19 protein-coding genes are annotated in these 22,900 nt (G+C 64.6%); 14 read left to right on the top strand and 5 right to left on the bottom strand.

Translation table 11 applies throughout. The annotated features are described in order from the left end of the window. Window positions 1–19: 19 nt before the first annotated feature. Together NCS00_RS07910 and NCS00_RS07905 are read left to right on the top strand one after the other, a co-directional pair. The gene (locus NCS00_RS07910; protein ID WP_502801575.1) at window positions 20–643 is read left to right on the top strand and encodes a hypothetical protein; all 624 of its coding nucleotides are present in this window, start codon (window positions 20–22) and stop codon (window positions 641–643) included. Between the two features lie 66 nt (window positions 644–709). After that, window positions 710–1,903 carry a cystathionine beta-lyase gene (locus NCS00_RS07905; protein WP_250439815.1) on the top strand — a complete coding sequence of 398 codons (1,194 nt, stop codon included), beginning with the start codon at window positions 710–712 and terminating at the stop codon, window positions 1,901–1,903. Between the two features lie 51 nt (window positions 1,904–1,954). On the opposite strand, the gene serB is transcribed toward NCS00_RS07905, so the two are convergent. Both serB and NCS00_RS07895 read right to left on the bottom strand, forming a co-directional pair. Next, window positions 1,955–2,794 carry a phosphoserine phosphatase SerB gene (gene serB / locus NCS00_RS07900; protein ID WP_250439813.1) on the bottom strand — a complete coding sequence of 280 codons (840 nt, stop codon included), beginning with the start codon at window positions 2,792–2,794 and terminating at the stop codon, window positions 1,955–1,957. A gap of 46 nt (window positions 2,795–2,840) precedes the next feature. Then, a complete protein-coding gene (locus tag NCS00_RS07895; RefSeq protein ID WP_008349421.1) occupies window positions 2,841–3,797 on the bottom strand; it encodes a LysR family transcriptional regulator in 957 nt (318 codons plus the stop codon). Window positions 3,798–3,897: 100 nt separating this feature from the next. Here NCS00_RS07895 and NCS00_RS07890 point away from each other — a divergent pair, with 100 nt between their 5' ends. The 11 genes from NCS00_RS07890 to NCS00_RS07840 all read left to right on the top strand — a co-directional run bounded on the left by NCS00_RS07890 (window position 3,898) and on the right by NCS00_RS07840 (window position 16,676). Further along, window positions 3,898–4,914 carry a zinc-binding alcohol dehydrogenase family protein gene (locus tag NCS00_RS07890; protein ID WP_250439811.1) on the top strand — a complete coding sequence of 339 codons (1,017 nt, stop codon included), beginning with the start codon at window positions 3,898–3,900 and terminating at the stop codon, window positions 4,912–4,914. Between the two features lie 157 nt (window positions 4,915–5,071). Then, window positions 5,072–5,623, top strand: a complete 552-nt coding sequence (locus tag NCS00_RS07885; RefSeq protein ID WP_008349423.1) for a DUF6013 family protein — start codon at window positions 5,072–5,074, stop codon at window positions 5,621–5,623. A 296-nt stretch (window positions 5,624–5,919) separates the two neighbouring features. Continuing rightward, entirely contained in the window at window positions 5,920–6,828 is a 909-nt protein-coding gene (gene ku, locus NCS00_RS07880) for a non-homologous end joining protein Ku (RefSeq protein WP_008349424.1), read from the top strand. Window positions 6,829–6,846: 18 nt separating this feature from the next. Then, window positions 6,847–9,561 carry a DNA ligase D gene (gene ligD / locus NCS00_RS07875; RefSeq protein ID WP_250439810.1) on the top strand — a complete coding sequence of 905 codons (2,715 nt, stop codon included), beginning with the start codon at window positions 6,847–6,849 and terminating at the stop codon, window positions 9,559–9,561. Window positions 9,562–9,581: 20 nt separating this feature from the next. Then, window positions 9,582–9,884, top strand: coding sequence for a hypothetical protein (locus NCS00_RS07870; protein WP_034473466.1), 303 nt, complete (start codon window positions 9,582–9,584; stop codon window positions 9,882–9,884). A 203-nt stretch (window positions 9,885–10,087) separates the two neighbouring features. Further along, window positions 10,088–10,717: a biliverdin-producing heme oxygenase gene (locus NCS00_RS07865; RefSeq protein ID WP_008349429.1), complete on the top strand. Its 630-nt coding sequence runs from the start codon at window positions 10,088–10,090 to the stop codon at window positions 10,715–10,717. Next, window positions 10,714–13,086, top strand: a complete 2,373-nt coding sequence (locus NCS00_RS07860; RefSeq protein WP_244807386.1) for an ATP-binding protein — start codon at window positions 10,714–10,716, stop codon at window positions 13,084–13,086. Before NCS00_RS07865 ends, NCS00_RS07860 begins: the two co-directional genes overlap by 4 nt. Beyond that, window positions 13,079–13,543: a response regulator gene (locus NCS00_RS07855; protein ID WP_008349436.1), complete on the top strand. Its 465-nt coding sequence runs from the start codon at window positions 13,079–13,081 to the stop codon at window positions 13,541–13,543. The genes NCS00_RS07860 and NCS00_RS07855 overlap by 8 nt, the downstream gene beginning before the upstream one ends. A 74-nt stretch (window positions 13,544–13,617) precedes the next feature. Then, window positions 13,618–15,555, top strand: a complete 1,938-nt coding sequence (locus NCS00_RS07850) for a hybrid sensor histidine kinase/response regulator (RefSeq protein WP_250439809.1) — start codon at window positions 13,618–13,620, stop codon at window positions 15,553–15,555. Between the two features lie 132 nt (window positions 15,556–15,687). Then, on the top strand, window positions 15,688–16,161 hold the full coding sequence (locus NCS00_RS07845) for a VOC family protein (RefSeq protein WP_008349441.1): 474 nt from the start codon (window positions 15,688–15,690) through the stop codon (window positions 16,159–16,161). A 38-nt stretch (window positions 16,162–16,199) separates the two neighbouring features. Next, window positions 16,200–16,676, top strand: a complete 477-nt coding sequence (locus NCS00_RS07840; protein WP_008349443.1) for a VOC family protein — start codon at window positions 16,200–16,202, stop codon at window positions 16,674–16,676. Between the two features lies 1 nt (window position 16,677). Here the strand turns inward: NCS00_RS07840 and NCS00_RS07835 are convergent, their stop codons facing one another. Both NCS00_RS07835 and NCS00_RS07830 read right to left on the bottom strand, forming a co-directional pair. Then, window positions 16,678–17,493: an ABC transporter permease gene (locus NCS00_RS07835; protein WP_008349446.1), complete on the bottom strand. Its 816-nt coding sequence runs from the start codon at window positions 17,491–17,493 to the stop codon at window positions 16,678–16,680. Next, on the bottom strand, window positions 17,490–18,179 hold the full coding sequence (locus NCS00_RS07830; RefSeq protein WP_250439824.1) for an ABC transporter ATP-binding protein: 690 nt from the start codon (window positions 18,177–18,179) through the stop codon (window positions 17,490–17,492). The genes NCS00_RS07835 and NCS00_RS07830 overlap by 4 nt, the downstream gene beginning before the upstream one ends. A 124-nt stretch (window positions 18,180–18,303) precedes the next feature. Here NCS00_RS07830 and NCS00_RS07825 point away from each other — a divergent pair, with 124 nt between their 5' ends. Then, on the top strand, window positions 18,304–20,685 hold the full coding sequence (locus NCS00_RS07825) for an AsmA family protein (RefSeq protein ID WP_008349449.1): 2,382 nt from the start codon (window positions 18,304–18,306) through the stop codon (window positions 20,683–20,685). A gap of 15 nt (window positions 20,686–20,700) precedes the next feature. Here the strand turns inward: NCS00_RS07825 and NCS00_RS07820 are convergent, their stop codons facing one another. Then, the gene (locus NCS00_RS07820; protein ID WP_250439808.1) at window positions 20,701–22,788 is read right to left on the bottom strand and encodes a TonB-dependent receptor family protein; all 2,088 of its coding nucleotides are present in this window, start codon (window positions 22,786–22,788) and stop codon (window positions 20,701–20,703) included. Between the last annotated feature and the right edge of the window lie 112 nt (window positions 22,789–22,900).

Raw genomic sequence — 22,900 nt, 5'->3', positions numbered from 1 at the left:
CTCACGGATGATGCCAAGCATGAAAGGGCCGCGGACGGTCGCGGCCTTGACGATCTTCGCCGCGCTTGCCGCGTGCAAATCGCCGATGCCGGCGGGCCAGACCGGCGTGCAGGCACAGAACGCACGCGAGCCAGCGGGCGCCGACGCACACGGCGCGCAAGCCGCGATCAAGGAACTCGCGCTGCCGCCGCAGAAGCCGCTCACGCCGAATCCGGAGTACGCGAAGTTTCCGCGCTACGTCGGCACGCTCGGCGACAAGCAGATCGAGATGAAACTCGGCGCGAAAACCGACGAGCCCTCCGGCGTGCACGGCGAGTACCGGTTCGCCGGCAGCCCGAACGTGATTCTCGTCGCGGGCGACCGCGACGGCGACACGCTCGAAATCGAGGAATCGAACGACGGCACGCACATCACGGGCAACTGGGTCGGCAAGTTCGCGGCGGACGGCAGCGTGTCCGGCGAGCGCATGAACCCGGACGATTCGAACCCGCAGCCGTTCGATCTGCGGCCCGCCGCGGCCGGCAAGACCTTGCCCGCGACGGGCACCGCGAAGGCGCCGCCCGCGCCGTCGCTGGAACCTGCGCCGCCCGCGCCGCCCAAGAATGCCGTGGGCGGCACGAGCAACGTCATCATCGGCGAATGATTCGCTCTGTCTTCACCCCGCCGGGCGTTCCGGCGGCGGTCTCTTTTCATTCCGTATTGCAAAGCCATGACTGATTCCAGCAGCAAGGACCGCGATCTGCAAACCCGCATCGTTCAGCCTGAAGACCGCATCACGCCCGGCTTCGAGTCGTTCTCGGTGCCGGTCGCGCGCGCATCGACGGTCGTGTTTCCCGATCTCGCCTCGATGCGCTCGCTCGTCTGGAGCGACGATTCGAAGTGGCGCTACGGCCTGCACGGCACGCCGACGACCATCGCGCTCGCGCAGCGTCTCGCCGCGATCGAGGGCGGCGAATTCGCGCTGCTGCAGCCGTCGGGGCTCGCCGCGATCTCCAACATCTACTTCGGTCTCGTGAAAGCGGGCGATCACGTTCTCGTGCCCGACAACGCCTACGGTCCGAATCGCGATCACGCCGACTGGCTCGCCGCCGATTTCGGGCTGGAAGTGACCTATTACGATCCGATGACCGGCGCGGGCATCGCCGATTCGATCCGTCCGAACACGAAGCTGATCTGGCTCGAAGCGCCCGGCTCGGTGACGATGGAAGTGCAGGACGTGCCGGCGATCGTCGCCGTCGCGCGCGCGAAGGGCATCGTCACGGCGATCGACAACACGTTTTCCGCGGGCCTCGCGTTCAAGCCGTTCGAGCATGGCGTCGACATTTCCGTGCAGGCGTTGACGAAATATCAGTCGGGCGGCAGCGACATCCTGATGGGCGCGACCATCACGCGCGATGAGGAACTGCACAAGAAGCTCAAACGCGCGCGGATGCGTATGGGCATCGGCGTGTCGGCGGACGATGCGTCGCTCGTGCTGCGCAGCCTGCCGTCGATGAAAGTGCGCTACGAAGCGCACGACCGCACCGCGTACGCGCTCGCCCAGTGGCTCAAGACGCGGCCCGAAGTGAAGGCGGTCCTGCATCCGGCGCTGGAGGATTGTCCCGGCCACGCGTTCTTTACGCGCGACTTCAAGGGCGGCGCGGGCGGGCTGTTTTCGATCGTCTTCGATGGCCGCTACACGAGCGCGCAAGTCGATGCGTTCGTCGAAGCGCTCGAACTGTTCTCGATCGGCTGGAGCTGGGGCGGCGCGCACAGCCTCGCGATGCCGTACAACATCCGCTCGATGCGCACCGCGTCGCAATGGCCGCACGAAGGCGTGCTGGTGCGTTTCTACGTCGGTCTCGAAGCGGAAGCGGATTTGCGCGCGGATCTCGAAGCCGCGCTCGCCAAGGCGTTCGCCTGAATGAAAACGGCGCCCCGAAGGCGCACCCCGAAGGCGCCGTTTTCACATCGATCAGAAGAGCCGCAACAAGCCGTCGAGTCCGACGAAGTTGAACGCGAGACTCGCCGATTGCCGCACGACCGGCTTCGCGCGGAACGCGACCGATAATCCGGCTTCCGCCATCATCTTCAGGTCGTTCGAGCCGTCGCCCATTGCGATCGCGCGTTTCGGATCGATGCCGATCTGCGCGCACGTTTCGATGAGCGTGCGCGCCTTCACATCCGCGTTCACGATCTCGCCGACGACCTTGCCGGTCAGCTTCTCATCGACGATTTCGAGCGTATTCGCGCGCGTGTAATCGAGGCCGAGCCGCGCCTTCAGACGCTCGGTGAAGAACGTGAAGCCGCCCGACACGAGCAGCGTTTTCAGGCCCGCCGCGCGCGCGCCTTCGAGCATGCGTTCCGCGCCCGGCGACAGTTGCAGGCGCTCTTCGTAGACGCGTTCCAACGCGCTTGCATCGAGACCTTTGAGGAGCGCGACGCGCCGCGTGAGGCTCTCGTTGAAGTCCTTGATCTCGCCGCGCATCGACGCTTCGGTGATTGCCGCGACTTCGGCTTTCAGCCCGCAAAAATCCGCGATTTCGTCGATGCACTCGATCGTGATGAGCGTCGAATCCATGTCCATCGCGACGAGGCCGAAATCGGCGAGCTTCGCGTTCGCTTCGATAAAGGCGTAATCGAGCGCATGGGTGCCGCAATAAGCGTCGATGTCGGGGCGCTGCAGCGGATCGGCGTCGATGAGACGCAGAAGGGTGTCGTCGACGCGCTGCGTCTCTTTGGCGCGTGCGAGCGCCGCGAGCGGCCGCAGATGCGAATCGGAAATGGCGCTGGGACTTTGAATGACGAGGTTCATCAAAAAGAGCAGGAAAGGGCGGCGAAACCGCCATTGTAAAGAACCTTCAGCGCTGCACGCGCGCCGGATCGACATCCCAGTAAGGCGGCTCGCCGAACTGCGCCGCGAGGAAGTCGATGAACGCGAGCGTCTTCGGCGGCACGAACGCGCGGCTCGGATACACCGCCCAGATCGCGACGGTCTGCGCGAGCGGGTAATCGTCGAGCACGGTGACGAGTTCGCCGCTCGCGAGCAAGGGCGCGACGCTCCACGTCGATTTGAGGCCGATGCCGATGCCCGCCGCGAGCGCATCCCGGATCACTTCGCCGTTGTCCGTCACGATGCGCCCGGACACGCGCACGTCGATGACGCCCGTCGGCGTGACGAAGCTCCAGTCGCGCTGATCGGCGAGGATCACGCATTCGTGATCGACGAGATCGGCGGGATGGCGCGGCGTGCCGTGTTCGGCGAGATACGCGGGCGATGCGCACAGCACGCGCCGGTTGCTCGCGAGCTTTTTCGCGACGAGCGTCGAATCCTTCAGCGCGCCGATGCGGATCGCGAGGTCGATGCCTTCATCGACGAGATCGACGATCTGATCGGTCATGCGCAAATCGACGGTCACGCCGGGAAACTGGCGCAGAAACGCCGGAATCAGCGGCGAGATGTGCTGGCGGCCGAGCGAAGACGGCATCGTCACGCGCAGCCGGCCATGCGGATGCGCCCGCGCGCGCCCGACCGATGCGCGCGCGGCTTCGGCGGCGTCGAGCAGTTCGCGCGCGCGCGCCGCGAAAATCTCGCCTTCCTGCGTGACGGAGACCCGCCGCGTCGTGCGATGCAGAAGCCGCGTGCCGAGCATGCGCTCCAGCCCGGCGATGCGCGCGCTCGCCACCGCCGGCGACAAGCCGAATTCCCGCGCCGCCGCCGACAGATTCGCCAGCGCCGCCGCGCGCACAAAAAGGCCGACGTCGAGCAGATCGAGCCGCTCGCGCGTCGTGTCTTCCGTTACAGGATCGCTCGCCATTCGATGGATTTCCCGAAAAATGTTTCAGCGATTATGACGGTTTTCGAAAGACCGATCGCACTTTAAGATCGAATCCAGTCCACTCACGACGGAGCAAAAAATGAAAGCCATCGGTTTGACCCGCTATCTCCCGATTTCCAATCCCGAATCGCTCATCGATATCGAACTCGACAAGCCCACGCCGACCGGCCGCGATCTGCTCGTGAAAATCGAAGCGATCGCCGTCAATCCCGTCGACACGAAAGTGCGCGCGCCGAAAGACAAGGTCGAGGCGACGCCGCGCGTGCTCGGCTGGGACGCGGCGGGCGTCGTGGAAGCGGTCGGCCCGGACGTGACGCTCTTCAAGGCCGGCGATCCGGTCTACTACGCGGGCGACATTACGCGTCAAGGCGCGAACAGCGAGTTTCATCTGATCGACGAGCGCATTGTCGGCGCGAAGCCGAAATCGCTCGATTTCACCCACGCCGCCGCGCTGCCGCTCACGACGATCACCGCGTGGGAAGCGCTCTTCGAGCGGCTCGGCGTGTCGGCGGAAGGCAAGGACGCGGGCAAGTCGGTGCTGATTATCGGCGGCGCGGGCGGCGTCGGCTCGATCGGCATTCAGCTGGCGAAGCGCGTCGCGAAATTGCAGGTGATCGCCACTGCCTCGCGGCCCGAATCGGCGAAATGGGCCGAAGACCTCGGCGCGGATCACATCGTCAATCACTTCGACGACATTCCGAAGCAGATGAAGGCAATCGGCTTTCCCGAAGTCGATTACGTGCTGATCTTCAACGACACCGACAAGCATTTTCCCGCGGCCGCCGACGTCATCAAGCCGCAAGGGGGCATCGCGTCGATCGTCGAGAACGCGCAGCCCGTTCCCGTCGAATTGCTGAAAGCGAAGAGCGCGGCGTTTCACTGGGAGTTCATGTTCACGCGCGCGATGTTCAAGACGCCCGACATGATCGAGCAGCACAAGCTGCTGTCCGAAGTGGCGCGGCTGATCGACGCAGGCACGATCCGCACGACGCTCGGGAAGAATCTCGGCGCGATCAACGCGGCGAATCTGCGCGAGGCGCATCGCCTTCTGGAAGAAGGGCGCACGGTCGGCAAGCTCGTGCTGACCGGCTTCTGACGAATGTGTTGACGAACATCATCGACGTTGCTGCTCACGCGGGTTTTCCACTAGGATGAGCCAGCGGGCGGGGCGCTAGACTGGATCGGCCCTACAGCTTGCCGGCGCTTCGCGGCGCCGGTCTTTCCTTCCAAGCGCTCGATACGGAGGTGGCGGCATGAATCGTCGTTTGATCGTTCGTCGCATCGTTTCCGTCGCCGCGCTCGCGCTGTTCGCAGCGACCGCCCACGCGACGCCAGGCATCAAGGTTCTCTCCGAAGCGCCCAATGACGGCCCCATCAAGTACACGGTGAAGATGGCGTCGAAGAATTTCGGCAACGAGCAGGAAACGCGCACCATCCGCTCGGGCCAGACCGACGACTTCACCTGGCAGGGCACCGCGCCGAGCGGCGCGCAGGCCGTACCGGACGGGTGCCCGCAGGCGGCGTCGGTGCCCAAAAGCGCGGACGGGCAAGCGGTGCGGCAAGTGCAGATCCGCTTCGCGCCGGTCGTCGCGGACAACGGCGCGGCGAACGTGCAGATCAGCTTTCGCGCATACGCGCCGAAGGGCACGAGCAAGGTGACCGTGGGCGGCAAGAGCCTGCAATGTCCCGTCGATAATCGCTTCAGCCAGATCGTGCGCTTCTCGATGCCGACCTCTACCGGCTCCAAGAAAACCGTCACGCTCGATGACGGCACGCAGTTGACCGTCACCGCGAGCCGCAAGTAACTCGATGGACGCGCCAGCCTTCCCGGCGCGTTTTTTCGATGCCGCATACGCAACTAACTGTCTCGTTTTCCGAACCGCGCAAACTTGTCGCGCAAACTCATCCTCAGTAAAGCTTACAGATGAACGGCCGCACGCAAGCGCGGGCGACCCGGCGCGCCGTGCGTCCGCACGCCCGCGCCGCTTGGCACGCTTTGTGCGATTCTTCTCGATGCCGCGCTGAAAACGGCGCGCAGAAACGCTTGGGCGCATGTTCCCGAGCGTATCCATCGATTCGATCCGACAGCGAAGGTGCCGCAATGCCGCACATGATCTGGAAAGGCGCGATCAGCTTCGGGCTGGTCCACGTGCCCGTGCAACTCTATCCGGCGACGCAGTCGGAGAAGGTCGGCTTCAACCTGCTCGACAAGCGCTCGATGGACCCGATCGGCTACAAGCAGATCAACAAGAACACGGGCAAGGAAGTCACGCGCGACAACATCGTGCGCGGCTTCGAATACGAGAAGGGCAAGTACGTCGTGATGACCGACGCCGAAATCCGCGCGGCCAATCCCGAATCGACGCAGACGGTCGATATTCTCGCCTTCGTCGATGCGCCCGAGATCTCGTTCCTCTCGCTCGATACGCCGTACTACCTCGCGCCCGATCGCAAAGGCGAAAAGGTCTACGCGCTGCTTCGCGATGCGCTGAAGGATACGGGCAAGGTCGGCATCGCGAGCGTCGTGCTGCACAACAAGCAGCATCTGGCGGCGCTGATTCCGGTCGGCCCCGCGCTCGCGCTCAACACGCTGCGCTGGGGCGACGAAGTGCGCGACTTCAGCCAGTTCAAGTTCCCGGACGAAGACACGAAAAAGGCCGGCGTCACGCCGAAGGAACTCGAAATGGCCAAGCGTCTCATCGACGACATGAGCGACACCTGGGACCCGACGAAGTATCACGACACCTTCAAGGACGACATCATGGCGCTCGTCGACAGGAAGGTGAAGGAAGGCAAGGTTGCCGAGGTGATGAAGATTGACGAAGGTGGCGAGGAAAAGGCATCCGCCGACATTCTCGACTTGTCCGAACTGCTCAAGCGCAGCCTGAAGAAAGGCGGCGCGGCGAAACGCGGCGGCAAGGCCGCGCAATCCGATGACGATTCGGGCGACGAAAGCGGCGAGGAAACCGCGCGTCCGGCACGCAAGACGACGCGCCGCAAACGCGCATAAGCGCACGACCCAACGACGATGGCTGAGAAACTCGAAACCTATCAACGGATGCGGCGTTTCGACAAGACGCCGGAGCCGTCCGGCGCCACGAAGCGCAGCGCGCGCGCGAAAAAGGCCACGCAAAGCGCGCTGTCCTTCGTGATTCAGGAACACGACGCGCGCCGCCTGCATTACGACTTCCGTCTCGAACTCGATGGCACGCTCAAATCATGGGCGGTGCCGAAAGGGCCGAGTCTCGATCCGTCGGTGAAGCGGCTGGCGGTGCACGTCGAAGATCATCCGCTCGATTACGGCTCGTTCGAAGGCGAGATTCCCGAAGGCAACTACGGCGCGGGCAGCGTCATCGTGTGGGATCGCGGGACCTGGGCGCCGCAATCGGGCAGCGTCGAGGACGCGGCGCGCGAGTATGCAAAGGGCAAGCTCAAGTTCACGCTCGACGGCGAAAAGCTGCACGGCGGCTGGACGCTCGTGAAAAGCCACATGCGCGGCAGCGGCGACAAGGAGCAATGGCTGCTCATCAAGGAGCGTGACGACGAAGCGCGCCCCGAAGCCGAGTACGACATCTTGCTGAAGAAACCCGGCAGCGTGCTGTCCGATTCGCTCGGCGCACGCGACGAAACCGGTGCGCTGCGCGAGCGCAACGAACGCAAGGCGGGCGCGAAGAAAGCGCCGGCGCGCAAGACCTCGGCGAAAGCAGCGAAGGCGGGGAATGGTCACGCGCATCCGGATATCGTCGCGAATCGCAACGCCGAGTCGTTGCGCACGTTGTCGCACGAACCGGCGATCGAAGGCGCGCAAAAGGCGAAGCTGCCCGCGACGCTCAAGCCGCAACTCGCCACGCTCGTCGATGCCGCGCCGCCCGGAGATGATTGGGGCTACGAAATAAAGTTCGATGGCTATCGCGTGCTCGCGCGCATCGAAACGGTGAAGGGCAAGCGCGAAGTTCGCATCTATACGCGCAACGGCAACGACTGGACCGCGAAGTTCTCGAAGCAGGTGAAGGCGCTCGACAAGCTCGATATCGAAAGTGGCTGGCTGGACGGCGAAGCCGTGGTGCTCGACGAGCGCGGCTTGCCCGACTTCCAGGCGCTGCAGAACGCATTCGACGTGGGGCGCCCGCAAGACATCGTCGTCTATTTCTTCGACGTGCCGTATCTGAACGGCTACGACTTGCGCAACGTGCCGCTCGTGCAACGCCGTGCGATCCTGAAGGCGGTCATCGAGCCGCTCGACGATCCGGTGCTGCGCTTCTCGCAAGACTTCGCCTTTCACGCCGACGACCTGCTCAAGAGCGCTTGCGACATGGCGCTGGAAGGCATCATCGGCAAGCGGATCGACAGCACCTATGTCTCGGGGCGCAGTGCGTCGTGGATCAAGCTCAAGTGCAGACGCCGCCAGGAATTCGTGATCGGCGGCTATTCGGAGCCCTCTGGCAGCCGCGGGCAGTTCGGCGCGCTGCTGCTCGGCGTCTACGATACGGACGGCAAGTTGCAGTACGCAGGGCGCGTCGGCAGCGGCTTCGATCACGCGACGCTCGTCGCGGTGAAGAAGGAACTCGACAAGCGCGAGACTCAACGCATGCCCTTTGCAAGCGAGCCGCAGGAACGCAGCCGCACGCCCGTGCATTGGGTGAAGCCCGAGCTCGTGGCGGAATGCAATTTCGCGGAATGGACCAAGGAGCGCATCGTGCGACAAGCATCGTTCGTCAGTTTGCGGGACGATAAACCCGCTCGTCAGATCGTGAAGGAAGAGCCCGTGGCCGCGAAGAAAGTCGCGGCAAAGAAAATCGCGGCGAAGAAGACGACGGCCGCGAAAAAGGCCAAGGCGAGTCCGGCTGAAATCGCAGGCGTGAAGATCAGCCATCCGGATCGCGTGATCGACAAATCGACGGGGCTGACCAAGCTCGACGTCGTCGAGTATTACGCGTCGGTCGCCGACTGGATGCTGCCGCATCTGAAGGATCGGCCGGTGTCGCTCGTGCGCGCGCCGGAAGACATCGGCGGCGAGCTGTTCTTTCAGAAGCACAGCGCGAAGCTCGCGATTCCGCATATCACGCAGCATCCCGATATCGATCCGGGACATCCGCCGCTGCTCACGATCGAATCGTCGCAGGCGCTCGTCGGCACCGCGCAGATGGGCACGATCGAGCTGCATACGTGGAACGCGGTGGCGTCGAACATCGAGAAGCCGGATCGCATGATCTTCGATCTCGATCCGGGCGAAGGCGTCGGCTGGGAACGCATGATCGAGGCCGCGAAGCTCACGAAGGATCTGCTCGTCGAGCTCGGTCTCACGTCGTTCTGCAAGACGAGCGGCGGCAAGGGCTTTCATGTGGTCGTGCCGCTTGCGAAGCAGGCGAGCTGGGACGACATGAAGGATTTCTCGCAGGCCGTCGCGCAGCATATGGCGAGCACGCTGCCCAAGCTCTTCTCCGCGAAAATGGGCATGCAGAATCGCAAGGGCAAGATCTTCATCGACTATCTGCGCAACAACCGCGGCTCCAGCACGGTCGCCGCATTCTCGCTGCGCGCGCGGCCGGGGCTCGGCGCATCGATGCCGCTTGCCTGGGACGAACTCGATTCCGTCACGAGCGGCGATCAATGGCATATCGGCAACGTGCGCGAGCGGCTCGATGCGCTGAAGAGCGATCCGTGGGCGGGCTATGACAAGGCGCGTCAGCGGCTCACGGCGGAGATGAAGAAGCGGCTTGGCATGAACGCATCGCGCAAGTGAGCGTTCACAAGGAGACGAACATGAAGCAGGCGAACGCGGGCCCGGAGAGCGTGCCCGAACGCGGACGCGAAATGGCGAGCAAGGATCGCGAGAAGCAGGCGCGCGACGATGCGTCGAACGCGCCGCTGCCTCACGAGGCGGATCAGAACGTCGAATCGCAACGCGAACATGGCGCGCGCGATGTTGGCAAGCAGGCGCACGAGGACCTCGAACACGGTCTCGTCGACACGGACCGGCGCGGCGGCGGCGACTATCAGCGCGACACGCAGCGCGACGAACATGCGAATGCGAACAGCGGCGAAGGGCAGTCGAAGGAGCGCTGAACCGAACGGTGAAAAGCCTTCGCGGATGGCAGCGCGCGGGCCGCTTGCGTAGAATGATTCGTTGATCGGGAGCGGGCTTGAACGCAACGTTCGCCGCGTTTTTTCTACCGATGCGCGTATTTCAACAAGCGCGCAAACCGGTAAGCCCTTCCGATGCTTGCATCCCATGACCGCTTTGCGGACTGAAGCCAACACAACGGAACATGCCACTCGACCTTCTGTCCCGTCTGAAGAACGAAACCGCTGCGTGCCACGCGCGGCTGGAGAATGCGCTCGACCTGATGCGGGACGACCTTCAGCGCGACGAATACATCGCGCTGCTCGAACGATTCTATGGTTACGTCGCGCCGTGGGAAGACGCGGCGGCCGCGTGCCTGCCGTCGTCGCTCGCGGACTTTTTCGATGCGCGCCGCAAGGCGTCGCTCCTCGCCGCCGATCTCGCCGCGCTGACGGGTGAAACGCCGTCCGCCGGATCGCTGCCGCAAGCCGGCGCGCGCGATGACCTGCCGCGTATGGACAACATCGGCGATGCCATCGGCTCGATGTACGTGATGGAAGGCAGCACGCTCGGCGGCCGCTTCATCGCGCCGCATGTGGCCGCGCGTCTCGATCTCGCGCCGGGCATCGGCAACGCGTATTTCGACGGCTACGGCCCGCGCACGGGCAGCATGTGGAACGCGTTTCGCGAGACCGCGGCGGCAAGCGTGCCCGAACGCCTTCACGACGATGCGGTGAAAGCCGCCATCGCGACGTTCGAAAGTCTGCAAGCGTGGCTGTGTCCTGAAGCAATCGGCATCGAGTATTCGCAGCCCGCGCCGGGAGCGGGTTCATGAGCGAGTCCGCGAGCGAGCCGCCCATCGGCGCGAGGGCCGTGCGCGAAGCATCGCAAGGACCGCCCGATGCCGAAGCGCGCCGGCGCACGCTCAGCTCGGGCGTCGCCAGCCAGGACTGCGATGCCGAGCCGATCCACATTCCCGGCGGCATCCAGCCGCATGGATTTCTGCTCGTGCTGTCCGACGATCTGCACATCCTGCAGGTCAGCGAGAACCTCGTCTCGCTGACGAACGCGGGTGTCGACGAACTGCTCGGCGCTCCGCTCGATGTCGTGCTCGGCGCGGCGGGCGCGCAGCGCATCGGGCAGGCGGCCGCCACGTCCGCGCTCGACGACGCGCCGCTTTACATCGGCCCGATCGATCTCGCGCCGTCGTCGTCCGATAAGGCGTTGCGCCTCGATGTGACGATACATCGTCATGACGGCACGCTCATCGTCGAGATGGAGACCGCCGCCGCGACGGGCGATGCGTTCGCGTCGATGTATCCGCTCGTCCGCACGTTCGCGCGCGGGCTGCAGGAGGGCGGCAGCGTGCAGGCGCTCGCGGAGCTCGCCGTGCGCGAAGTGCGGGCGATCACGGGCTTCGGCCGCGTGATGCTCTATAGCTTCGACGAGGAAGGCCGCAGCCACGTGCTCGCGGAGGACCGCGACGCGAGTTATCCGTCGTTCCTGCATCAGTTCTTCCCGGCGTCGGACATTCCGCGTCAGGCGCGCGCGCTGTATCTGAAGAACCGTATCCGCCTCGTCGCCGATGTCGACTACACGCCCGCGCGCCTCGTGCCGAGCGTGAATCCCGTCACCGGACGCCCCACCGATCTCACGTTTGCGACGCTGCGCAGCTTCTCGCCCGTGCATCTGGAGTACATGCGCAACATGGGCACGCATGCGTCGATGTCCGTGTCGATCGTCGTGCGGGGACAGTTGTGGGGACTCATCTCGTGTCACGATCACAGCGCGCGCATCGTGCCGTTCAATACGCGCGTCGCGGTCGAGCATCTCGGGCACATGCTGTCCTTGCAGATCGAAGCGAAGGAAGAGCGCGCCGAGGGCGAATATCTGAGCGCGCTGCGCCGCACGATGAGCCGCCTGATTTCGGCGATGGGCGAGCACGAGAACTTCGTCGCCGGCTTGCGCGCCGTGCCGGGCGACGTACTGAGTTTCGCGCGTTCCGCGGGCGCGGCGATCGTCTTCGACGATCAGGTCACGCTGCTCGGCGCGACGCCCGACGAGGACACCGTGCGCGCGCTCACGCACTGGCTCGCGGAAAACACCTCCGGCGTGTGGGCGACGGATTCGCTCGCGCGCGAATGGCCGCCCGCCAAGGCGCACGCAGACAAGGCGTGCGGCGTGCTCGCGGTGCCGGTCTCGCAGATCTTCCGCAACTATTTGCTGTGGTTCCGTCCCGAACTGATGCAGACGATCGAATGGGCGGGCGAGCCGGTCAAGATCGAAAGCGCGGATGGCTCGAGCGCGCCGCGCACGAGCTTTTCGCCGTGGCTCGAAACGGTGCGCGGCCATTCGGCGCTGTGGCGTCAGAGCGAGCTCGAAATCGCCGCCGAACTGCGCGGCGCGCTGCTGAACATCGTGCTGCGCCGCGCGGAAGAGCGCGCGGAACTCGCGACCGAACTCACGCGCGCGAACAAGGAGCTGGAGGCGTTCTCGTATTCGGTATCGCATGATCTGCGCGCGCCGCTGCGCCATATCGCCGGATACGGCGATCTTCTGCGCGAGCAGGAAGGCGAGCGCATGTCGGACAAGAGCCGGCGGTTTCTCAACAACATGCTGGAATCTGCGCGTTTCGCGGGCACGCTCGTCGACGACCTGCTGACGTTCTCGCAGATGGGCCGCGCCGCGCTCCGGCCCGCGCCGGTCGATCTCGGCCTGCTCGTGAAGTCGGTCGTGCAGGAAGTCGAGGTGGAAGGCTCGGGAAGAAGCATCGAATGGGTGATCGGCGATCTGCCGCGCGTGACCGGCGACGCCGCTTTCCTTCAGCTTGCGGTGCGCAACCTGATATCGAACGCGGTGAAATATACGCGGACGCGGGAATCGGCGAAAATCGAGATATTCGCGACCCGAAGCGGCGACGAATACGTGATCGGCGTGCGCGACAACGGCGTCGGCTTCGACATGAAGTACGGCGCGAAGCTGTTCGGGGTGTTCCAGCGCCTGCATCGCGCGGAAGAGTTCGAGGGCACGGGCATCGGGCTCGCCAACGTGCGGCGCATCATCGAGCGTCATGACGGGCGCACGTGGGCCGAAGGGCGGCTGGGAGAGGGCGCGGTATTCTATTTCTCGCTGCCCGTGACATTCCGCAACGCGAACGGGACGCAAGGCGCGCCAAATACAAAGTCAAGAAAAAACCATGCTTAAACCGATATTGCTCGTCGAAGACAATCCGAACGATCTCGAGCTCACGCTCGTCGCGCTCGACAAGAGTCAGCTCGCCAACGAGGTGATCGTGGCGCGCGACGGTCAGGAAGCCATCGACTATCTCACCTCCGAAGGCGAGTGGAAGGAGCGCGCGCCCGGCAATCCGGCGGTGATCCTGCTCGACCTGAAGCTGCCGAAGATCGACGGCCTCGAAGTGCTCGACATGATCCGCTCGAACGCATCGCTGAAGAGCGTGCCGGTGGTCATGCTCACGTCGTCGCGCGAGGAGCAGGATCTCATCCGCAGCTATGAACTCGGCGTCAACGCATATGTGGTGAAGCCGGTGGAATTCGCCGAATTCGTCGAGGCGATCAGCGATCTCGGCGTGTTCTGGGCCGTGCTCAACGAGCCGCCGCCGGGCTCGACGCGCTTTCGCCGCCCGCCGCCCGCGCAATGACCGCTGCGCCCATGAGCACGAATCCGTCCCGGCCGGTGCGCCCGCAAGCGTCCTTTCAAGAGGACGCCTAGATCATGCAGCCTCTGCATCTGCTTCTCGTCGAAGACAACGCACTCGATGCGGAGCTGACGATCGCCCAACTCGAACGCGCGGACTATGCGGTCGAGGCGTCGATCGTGTACGACTCCGCGGCGTTCATCGCCGAGCTGGAGAAAAAGCGCTTCGACGTGATCCTCGCCGACTTCGTGATGCCGACCTTCTCGGGCATCGAGGCGCTCACGATCGCGAGCGAGCGTTCCCCGGACACGCCGTTCATCTTCGTGTCGGGCTTGCTCGGCGAAGAGCACGCCGTCGATATGCTCAAGCGCGGCGCAACCGATTACGTGCTGAAACAGCGCCTGCAGCGGCTGCCCGCCGTCGTGCGCCGCGCGATGCGCGAGAGCGCCGAGCGCGCGCAACGCATCGCCGTCGAGCGGGCGTTGCGCGAAACGGAGACGCATTTCCGCCTGCTCATCGATGCGCTGAAGGATTACGCGGTCATCACGCTCGATCCCGAAGGCCGCATCCGCACATGGAACGCGGCGTCGGAGCGCATTCTGGGCTTTCCCGCGCAGGACGTGCTCGGCCAGTCCGCGAACATCTTCTATGCGCAGGAAGATCGCGAGGGCGGCGTGTTCGACGCCGAGCTGGAAACCGCGCGGCGCGAAGGCAGCGCGAGCGACGACCGCTGGCTCTGGCGCAAGGATGGCCATTCGTTTTTCGCCTCGGGCGTGACGACGGCGATCCGCAGCGAGCACGACGAACTGATCGGCTTTTCGAAGATCGTGCGCGACGCGACCGACGCCCACATGGCCGCCGACGCGCTGCGGCTCGCAAAGGATCAGGCGGAATCGGCGAATCGCGCGAAGGACCATTTTCTGGCGGTGCTCTCGCATGAACTGCGCACGCCGCTCACGCCGATTCTCGCCGCCGTGCGCCTGCTTGAAATGAAGCACTCGCTGCCGCGCGAGGCGCATCCGACGCTCGATCTCATCCGCCGCAATGTCGAGCTGGAAGCGCGCCTCATCGACGATCTGCTCGATCTCACGAGCATCGCGCGCGGCAAGCTGTCGCTGAATTTCGCGAGCGTCGCGCTCGATACCTTGCTGACGAGCGCGCTCGACATGTCCGAAGCCGATCTGCGCGCGAAGAGCCTCACGCTCGAAACGCATTTCGACGCGGGCCGGTTCGTCGTGCTCGGCGACGCGGCGCGCCTTCAGCAGATCATCTGGAATCTGATGAAGAACGCGGTGAAGTTCACGCCGGCGGGCGGGCGCATCGACGTGCGGACCTGGAATCCGGATCCGTCGACGATCGCCGTTTCCGTGACGGACAGCGGCATCGGCATCAGCGCGGAGGCGTTGCCGCGCATTTTCTCGGCGTTCGAACAGGCCGACGATTCCATCACGCGCTCGTTCGGCGGCCTCGGGCTCGGTCTCGCGATCGCGAGCACGCTCGCGCAGAAGCACGGCGGCACGCTTTCGGCCTACAGCGAAGGCCGCGACGCGGGCGCGCGCTTCACGCTGACGCTGCCGCTCGCGAAACTGCAACCCGCGCGCGAGGACGAGCCGCTCATCGAAGCCGCGAGCCGGGAACAGGGACGCGCGCTCAAGGTGCTGCTCGTGGAGGACAACGAGCAGACGTCGTCGGCGATGGCCGAAGTGCTCGAAATGCTCGGCCACGAAGTGTCGGTTGCCGTAACGGTCGCTCAGGCGCTCGAACGCGCGAAGAGCGGGCCGTTCGATCTGCTCGTCAGCGATATCGGCCTGCCCGACGGCAGCGGACTCGATATCGCGCGCGCGTGGCAGAGCCTGCAGCCCGACAAGCCGTCGGTGGCGATCACGGGCTACGGCATGGACGAGGACATCCGCCGTTGCCGCGAAGCCGGTTTTCGCGATCATCTGACCAAGCCGGTCAATTTCTCGCGGCTCGAAGCGCTGATTCAATCGCTCGCGGAACAGCATTCGAAATAAGCTATCGGCGCGCGCCGGTCGAAGAAATTTGACAGGCGTCTGCGGGCTTGTGTCGATTCGCGCGCGGCCCGTTCGTCGTAGGCTATGAGACCGCGCCAAACCCGGCGCGCTCACTCACTACACGGAGCCGACATGTCCCAATCCGCCGTCAAGCCGATTCCCGAAGGCATGCGTTCGCTGACCCCGCATCTCGTGTGCGCGGGCGCCGCGGAAGCGATCGAGTTCTACAAGCGCGCGTTCAACGCCATCGAGCTGGGCCGCATGCCCGGGCCCGACGGCAAGCTCATGCACGCGATGGTCAAAATCGGCGATTCCATGCTGATGCTCGTCGATGAGTTCCCGCAATTCGGCTCGGTCGGTCCGAAGGCGCTGAACGGATCGCCGGTCACGATACACCTGTATGTCGAAGACGCCGACGCCACCGTGAAGCAGGCCGAAAGCGCCGGCGCGAAAGTCACGATGCCCGTCGCCGACATGTTCTGGGGCGACCGCTACGGGCGTCTCGAAGACCCGTTCGGTCATCAATGGTCGGTCGCGACGCATACGCGTGACATGACGCCGGAAGAAATGAAGCAGGCGATGGCGCAGCAGCCTTGCGGTCAATGAACGAAACCACGCACGCTAGTGAGAACGGAGCAACGCACATGCACAAGATTTCGCCCTGTCTGTGGTTCCAAGGCGGCAACGCCGAAGAGGCCGCGAACTTTTATGTCAGCACGTTCAGGAACGCGCGCATCAAGGACATCATGCGCAGCACCGAGTCGGGCCCGAAGCCGGTCGGCAGCGTCATCGCCGTGATGTTCGAACTCGAAGGCGAGGACTTCCTGGCGCTGAACGGCAATCCGGAGTTCGCGTTCACGCCGGCCGTTTCTATGTTCATCAAGTGCGAGTCGCAGGAAGAAGTCGACCATTACTGGGACAAGCTGATGGACGGCGGCCGTTCGCTGGCCTGCGGCTGGCTCACGGACCGCTTCGGCGTGACGTGGCAAGTTGCGCCGACGCGTCTGCTCGGCATGTTGCAGGACCCGGACCCGGTGAAAGCCGACCGCACCATGAAAGCGATGCAAGGGATGATCAAGCTCGATCTCCCGGCGCTCGAGCGGGCGTACAACGGCGAGTGAGCTACGCGGCGCGTTTGCGGGCTTTTCGTTCGACGAGCTTCGACGCCATGAACCGATGGTCCCGCGAAAACAGCCGCCGATACGTCAGCACGACGGCCCCGACCACGCCGAGCCCCGAGCCCGCCGCAATCAGAAACATGATGACGATCTGATACCGCACCGCCTGCAATGGCGACTGCCCGGCGAGCACCTGGCCGGTCATCATGCCGGGAAGGCTGACGAGACCGACCACGGCCATCTGATTCAACGTCGGAATCATGCCCGCGCGCACGGCCTGGCGCGCGGGTCTCTGCGCCGCTTCCCAGCGCGAGGCGCCGAGTGCGAGCGACATCTCGACCGCCGCGCGTCCCGAAGTCAGTTCTTCCGTCATGCGCTCGATGCCGAGCGACACGCCCGTCAGGCAATTGCCGAGGATCATCCCGAGGATCGGAATCGCGTATTGCGGCTCATACCACGGATGAATCCGGATCACGACGAACAGCCCGAACGCGCCGATCAGCCACGAACTGCCCCAAATCGACAGGATGCTGTCCGCGCGCTGTCCGCGATAAGTGCGCCGTCCGCGATCGGAGGCGGCGAATCCGGCGATGACCGTCATCAGCGCCATCAGCGGCAGCACGACATACCAGCGATTGAACGCGAACACCCAGCCGAGCACGTACCCGATCAGCAGCAATTGCACGACGGTGCGGATCGCGGCGACGAAGAGCTTGCGTTCGAGACCGAGGTCGAGCGCAACCGACAGCGCGCCATTGACGACGATCAGCGCCGCCGCCAGGCCGATATCGAAGAGACTGAGGTTCTGATAGCCGCTCATCGCTTGTCCTCGCCGAGTACGCCTGCGTTCATCGTCAGATGACGCGTGGCGACGCGCCGCGCCTGATCCGGATCGTGCGATACCCAGATGCACGCGCGCGCTTCATCGGCGTCGAACCACGCGGCCACGAGCGCTTCGATCGAGCGTGCCGACGCCGGATCGAGCGATGCGGTCGGTTCGTCGAGCAGCAGCACGTCGGGCGCGAGTTGCAGCACCCGCACGAGCGCGGCGATCTGCGCCTCGCCGCCGGACAGATCGCTTGCGAACTTGTCGAGGAAGTCCGCGCTGCGTCCGGCCGCCTGCGCGAGCCGCATCGCGATATCGCGATCGAAATGCGTGTCGCGATAAGCCTTCAGCGAAAACGGATAGCGCAGATTGTCTTCGACGGTGCCGTCGAGCATCGCGGGCCGTTGCGCGATATACGCGACGCGCCGCCTGTAAGCCGGAATCTGCGCACGCGCGATGCGCTCGCCGCGCCACGTAACGAAACCGGCATCGCACGCATCGAGCAGCGCGAGCGTGCGCAGAAACACGCTCTTGCCCGAGCCCGACGGTCCGGTGATCGCGGCGCGCTGGCTTTCGTCGAGTGCGAAATCCGTGGCATGCAGCAGCACCGTGCCGCGCGCGGCGTCCCGGCGCATCACGCCGTGCGTGGCGACGAGTTCGGTCGATGTCGCGTCCTGCATCGTGGGTGTGTGTGTCGTTCTCTGGATGAGCATCTTACGGACATTCGGCATTCAGCGGACGCATAAGCCGCGGGCACACGATGTGCTGCCGCAATCATAATCAGCAAAAAAGGATGGAGCCGTCATGGCGCAGGCCCGAACGACCGGAAAAAAAATCGGAAGGATCGTCGCATGGATTTTTGCCGTTCTGGCGGTTCTGATCGCAATACTGGTGGTCATTTTTCTGACGTTCGACTGGAACCGGCTGCGGCCCTGGGTGGACGACAAGGTCTCGGAAGCAATCGGCCGCCGCTTCGAAATCACCGGCGATCTGAAAGTCGGCTGGCAGCGTCCGCCAAACGAGACGGGCTGGAAACGCTGGGTGCCGTGGCCGCGCTTCTCCGCTGAAAAAATCACGATCGCGAATCCGGACTGGGCGCGCCAGCAGCACTTCGCCACGCTCGATGAAATCGACTTCCAGGTCGAAGTGCTGCCGCTGCTCGCGCACGACATCGTGATTCCGACGATCAATCTCGTGAATCCGTCGATCGATGTCGAGCGGCTCAAGGACAATCGCAATAACTGGACGTTCAAGTTCAAGCAATCGACCGAGCCGTCGACCTGGAATCTCAAGCTCGGCGATATTTCACTCGCGAAGGGCACCGTCGATATCCACGATGAAGTCACGAAGGCCGAGATGCAGGTCGTCATCGATACGCTCGGCCAGGCCGTGCCGATCGGCGAGGTGATGAAGCAGCAGGAAGCGGCGTCGGCGAAGTCGTCGGCGGAAATGGTCGGCAAGAGCGGCGCGGCGAAGCTCAACAAACAAGCGGATGCGGCCGCGGCCTCGGAAGCGTCGGCGGCGTCGGCTGCATCGGCGGCGGCTGCGGCGAACGCATCGGCGCCGAATCCGGCGAGCACGTCGGCCAATACCAGCATCACGACCAAGGAAGGCCCGAAACCGCCGATTCCGCCGTACGCATTCGGCTGGACCGTGAAGGGCACGTACAACAACGGCAAGGTTTCGGGCGAAGGCAAGCTCGGCGGCGTGCTCGCCGTGCAGGACGCGAAGCGCCCGTTCCCGGTTCAGGCCGACGTGCGCCTCGGCGACACGCATATCGCGTTCGTCGGCACCGTGACCGATCCGGCGCATCTGGCCGCGCTCGATCTGCGCCTGTGGGTTCAGGCGGTGAGCATGGCGCATCTGTATCCGTTCACGGGCGTGACCTTGCCCGAAACGCCGCCGTTCGCGACCGAAGGGCGTCTGACCGGCCAGTTCCGCGAGGACGGCAACGTGTTCCATTACGAGAACTTCACCGGGCGCGTCGGCGGCAGCGATATCAACGGTTCGCTCGTCTATGCGGGCAAGAAGCCGCGTCCGCTCCTGAAGGGCGAGCTCGTGTCGCATCTGCTGCAGTTCAAGGATCTCGCGCCGATCATCGGTGCCGATTCGAACGCGAGCAAGGCGAAGCGCGGCGAGACGGAGAAGCAGCCGTCGTCGAAGGCGCTGCCGACCGAAGAGTTCAAGACCGATCGCTGGAAGGCCATCGATGCCGACGTCAAGTTCACCGGCCAGCGCATCATCAAGGATCCTGATCTGCCGATCACCGATCTGTACACGCACGTCATCATGAACGACGGCGTGCTGTCGTTCGAGCCGCTCAAGTTCGGCGTGGCGGGCGGCTCGCTCGCATCGAACATTCATCTCGACGGCAGCGCCGCGCCGCTCAAGGGCCGCGTGTCCGCGCAGGCGCGGCATCTGAAGCTCAAGCAGCTGTTCCCGACCGTGAAGACGATGCAATCCGCGCTCGGCGAGGTCAACGGCGACGCCGCGCTTTCCGCGACCGGCAATTCGCCCGCGGCGCTCGCGGCGACATCGAACGGCGAGGTGAAGGCGCTCATCACGGAAGGCACCGTGAGCCGTCTGTATATGGAAGCGGCGGGGCTGAACGTGGCGAACGTGGTCTACGAGAAGCTCTTCGGCAAGCGCGACGTGAACATCAACTGCGCGGCGGCGGATTTCGTCGTGACCGACGGCGTGCTCGATTCGCGCGTGTTCGCGCTCGACACCGACGATGCCGTCATCAATGTCGACGGCACGATCAATCTGAAGACCGAGGACATGGATCTCGGCATCCATCCGCACACGAAGGGCCTGCGCATTTTCTCCCTGCGCTCGCCGCTGTACGTGAAGGGCACGTTCAAGGATCCGCACGTCGGCGTGAGTCCGGTGCTCGCGCTGCGCGGCGCGGCCGCCGTGGGTCTCGGTCTCATCAATCCGTTCGCGGCGCTGATTCCGCTCATCGCGCCGAGCAACAACAAGCCGCTGCCTTGCCAGCAGATGCTCGCCGATATCGGCAAAGCGCCGACCGCGCCGCCCGCAGGGCAGAAGCAGAAGGCGAAGGCGGCGCCGGCGTACATGTCGTCGGATGCGGCGGCGACCGGCGTGGCCAAGTCCAGGGACAAGGACGCGAAGAAGCCGGCGGCGCCGGCGCCCGCCAGCGCCGCGCAGTATCGCGGCAGCTAAGTCGCCGCCGCGCGCTCAGAACGCGTAGCGCACGCCCGCGAAGATGCTGCGGCCTTCGCCCGGATAGAAGATCGCGGTCGACGACGCGGTGCGCGCATCCGCGATCGTGCTGATGTCGCTCACGTAGCGCTTGTTGGTCAGATTGCGCGCGTCCAGAAACACCGAGAGGCCGTTGCGAAAATCCATCCCCGCCTGCACGCCGATGAGCGTATAGCCCGGCACGCGCAACGTGTTGGCGTCGTCGGCCCACGCGCCCGCCGGCACCCAGTCGACGGATGCGGAAATGTGAAAGCCGTTCGGCCGCGCATAGCCGAGCACGGCGCGCAACACGTTCACCGGCACGCCCGCGATGCGGTTGTTGCCGTACTGCGGATCGTCCTTGAAGCGGAAATCGCTCAGGTTCCACAAGCCCGACAGCGTGATCCTGTCGCCCGCGCCCGCGTGCGTGACGTCGCGCCACACATCGACCGATACGCCGGCTTCGATGCCCTGCAGCACCGTCTTGTTCGCATTGAACGTCGATGCCGGTATGTCGGGATTCGTCGTGTACTGAAGCAACTGGTCGCGCACGAGCGAGCGATACGCGGTGACGTCCCAGCTCACGCGATCGCGCGTGCCGCGCGTGCCGAGCTCGAGCGTCCACGCATGCTGCGACGTGAGCGGCGTGAATTGCGTCGTGCTCGAAAAGGTCTGCGTGAGATCGCCGAAATCCGGCACGTCCTGGCTGCGCGTAATGTCCACATACGCCTGGATGTCGCGATTCGGCTGCCACATCAATCCGAGCTTCGGATTCACGCCGCTGAAGGTCTCGCTAGCCGACTTGTAGTTCGGATCGGCCGCGAGCCCGCCGTGATCGACATACTTGCGCACGTCGCGCAACGCCTTGAAGCCGGCCATCAGCGCGACGGTCGGCAGGAAGAACAGACGGTCTTCGACGTACGCCTCGTAGTTGTAGGCGCTTTGCGTCGAATCGAGCGTTTGCGCGCCTTCGTTGCCCGACACGTTCACGCACTGCCGCGCCTGCGTGTTGCCGCCGAAGAAACGCGCGCCCGCGATGACATCGTTGCGCATCCCGCTCACGTTGAACGTCGCGGTATAGCGCGGCGCGATGCCGTAGGTCCAGCCGTCCTGATCGATGACCTGGAAGATCGGGTGATACAGACTCTTGTGGATTGCCCACGTGACGATATCGAGCTGCCCGACATCGAGCTTGACGGTCGTCTTGTTGGCGATGCGCTCGGTGCGCGTATCGCGCGCCTGATCGCCCGCCAGCGCGCTCGCGGATGCCTTCGTCGGATTGTTGAGCGCGTCGGAAAGCGAGAGCGTGCCGGGAAGCTGCTGATCGACGACATACGCGCCGAGATAGAAGCGCGTCTCCACATCCGGCGAGAATCGATAGCCGATATTCGCGTTGAACTGCTCGTACTGGCCGCGCTCGTGATCGCGATAACCGTCCGCATGATTCACCGAGAAAGTGCCGATGAAATCCAGCGGACCCATCACGCGCGAAAACTGCGCGCTGCCCCGGATCGTGCCGAAGCTGCCGCCTTCGAGCCGCACGATGTTCGGCGCATCGGCGGTGTAGGCGGAAGGCGTGACGAAATCGATCGCGCCGCCCATCATCGACGAGCCGTACGCGAGGCCGTTGCCGCCCTTGTAGACATCGACGGATTGCAGCGCGAGCGGGTCGATCTGATAGTAGTCGCCGCTGCCATCGGCGAGATTGGTCGGGATGCCGTCCTGCAGTATCTCCAGCCCGCGCGTGTGATAGCCGCGCGCGAGGCCCGAGCCGCGAATCGAGAGGCGCAACTCCTGGCCGTAGCGGTTCTGCACGAAAACGCCGGGCACGTTCTTGAGGACGTCGCGCAACGTGAAGGCGTAGGTGTTCTGGTAATCGGCGCTATCGACGAAGCCGACCGAGCCGACCGTCGCGTCGAGCGTGCGCTTCTGATCGGCGACGTTTTGCGATGTCAGCGAATGTTGCGCCTGTCCTTGAACGATGACGGCGGGAAGCGTCGCGGGTTCGGCCTGCGCGAATGCGCGGGTCGCGGCGAGCGCGGTGAGGCCCGTCATGAGGGCGCGTTGTCGGGCGAGTCGCTTCATGGCAGCGTCCTCGCTTCTGCGTGTGCGGACGGCACGACGCCGCCCCTTGCTGAAAGTGAGCATGGTTCTTCTTCGAATTCGTGATGAATGAGCGCGGCGCGACGCGATGGAC

Source organism: Caballeronia sp. AZ1_KS37, assembly GCF_023631165.1.
Classification (GTDB): Bacteria; Pseudomonadota; Gammaproteobacteria; order Burkholderiales; family Burkholderiaceae; genus Caballeronia; species Caballeronia zhejiangensis.
This window is presented reverse-complemented; position numbering and strand designations above follow the sequence as displayed.

Excerpts from the sequence above, each read along its gene's own strand:
- NCS00_RS07910 (WP_502801575.1), top strand. The coding sequence starts at position 20 with ATGAAAGGGCCGCGGACGGTCGCGGCCTTGACGATCTTCGCCGCGCTT.
- NCS00_RS07905 (WP_250439815.1), top strand. The coding sequence starts at position 710 with ATGACTGATTCCAGCAGCAAGGACCGCGATCTGCAAACCCGCATCGTT.
- serB (WP_250439813.1), bottom strand. The coding sequence starts at position 2,794 with ATGAACCTCGTCATTCAAAGTCCCAGCGCCATTTCCGATTCGCATCTG.
- NCS00_RS07895 (WP_008349421.1), bottom strand. The coding sequence starts at position 3,797 with ATGGCGAGCGATCCTGTAACGGAAGACACGACGCGCGAGCGGCTCGAT.
- NCS00_RS07890 (WP_250439811.1), top strand. The coding sequence starts at position 3,898 with ATGAAAGCCATCGGTTTGACCCGCTATCTCCCGATTTCCAATCCCGAA.
- NCS00_RS07885 (WP_008349423.1), top strand. The coding sequence starts at position 5,072 with ATGAATCGTCGTTTGATCGTTCGTCGCATCGTTTCCGTCGCCGCGCTC.
- ku (WP_008349424.1), top strand. The coding sequence starts at position 5,920 with ATGCCGCACATGATCTGGAAAGGCGCGATCAGCTTCGGGCTGGTCCAC.
- ligD (WP_250439810.1), top strand. The coding sequence starts at position 6,847 with ATGGCTGAGAAACTCGAAACCTATCAACGGATGCGGCGTTTCGACAAG.
- NCS00_RS07870 (WP_034473466.1), top strand. The coding sequence starts at position 9,582 with ATGAAGCAGGCGAACGCGGGCCCGGAGAGCGTGCCCGAACGCGGACGC.
- NCS00_RS07865 (WP_008349429.1), top strand. The coding sequence starts at position 10,088 with ATGCCACTCGACCTTCTGTCCCGTCTGAAGAACGAAACCGCTGCGTGC.
- NCS00_RS07860 (WP_244807386.1), top strand. The coding sequence starts at position 10,714 with ATGAGCGAGTCCGCGAGCGAGCCGCCCATCGGCGCGAGGGCCGTGCGC.
- NCS00_RS07855 (WP_008349436.1), top strand. The coding sequence starts at position 13,079 with ATGCTTAAACCGATATTGCTCGTCGAAGACAATCCGAACGATCTCGAG.
- NCS00_RS07850 (WP_250439809.1), top strand. The coding sequence starts at position 13,618 with ATGCAGCCTCTGCATCTGCTTCTCGTCGAAGACAACGCACTCGATGCG.
- NCS00_RS07845 (WP_008349441.1), top strand. The coding sequence starts at position 15,688 with ATGTCCCAATCCGCCGTCAAGCCGATTCCCGAAGGCATGCGTTCGCTG.
- NCS00_RS07840 (WP_008349443.1), top strand. The coding sequence starts at position 16,200 with ATGCACAAGATTTCGCCCTGTCTGTGGTTCCAAGGCGGCAACGCCGAA.
- NCS00_RS07835 (WP_008349446.1), bottom strand. The coding sequence starts at position 17,493 with ATGAGCGGCTATCAGAACCTCAGTCTCTTCGATATCGGCCTGGCGGCG.
- NCS00_RS07830 (WP_250439824.1), bottom strand. The coding sequence starts at position 18,179 with ATGCAGGACGCGACATCGACCGAACTCGTCGCCACGCACGGCGTGATG.
- NCS00_RS07825 (WP_008349449.1), top strand. The coding sequence starts at position 18,304 with ATGGCGCAGGCCCGAACGACCGGAAAAAAAATCGGAAGGATCGTCGCA.
- NCS00_RS07820 (WP_250439808.1), bottom strand. The coding sequence starts at position 22,788 with ATGAAGCGACTCGCCCGACAACGCGCCCTCATGACGGGCCTCACCGCG.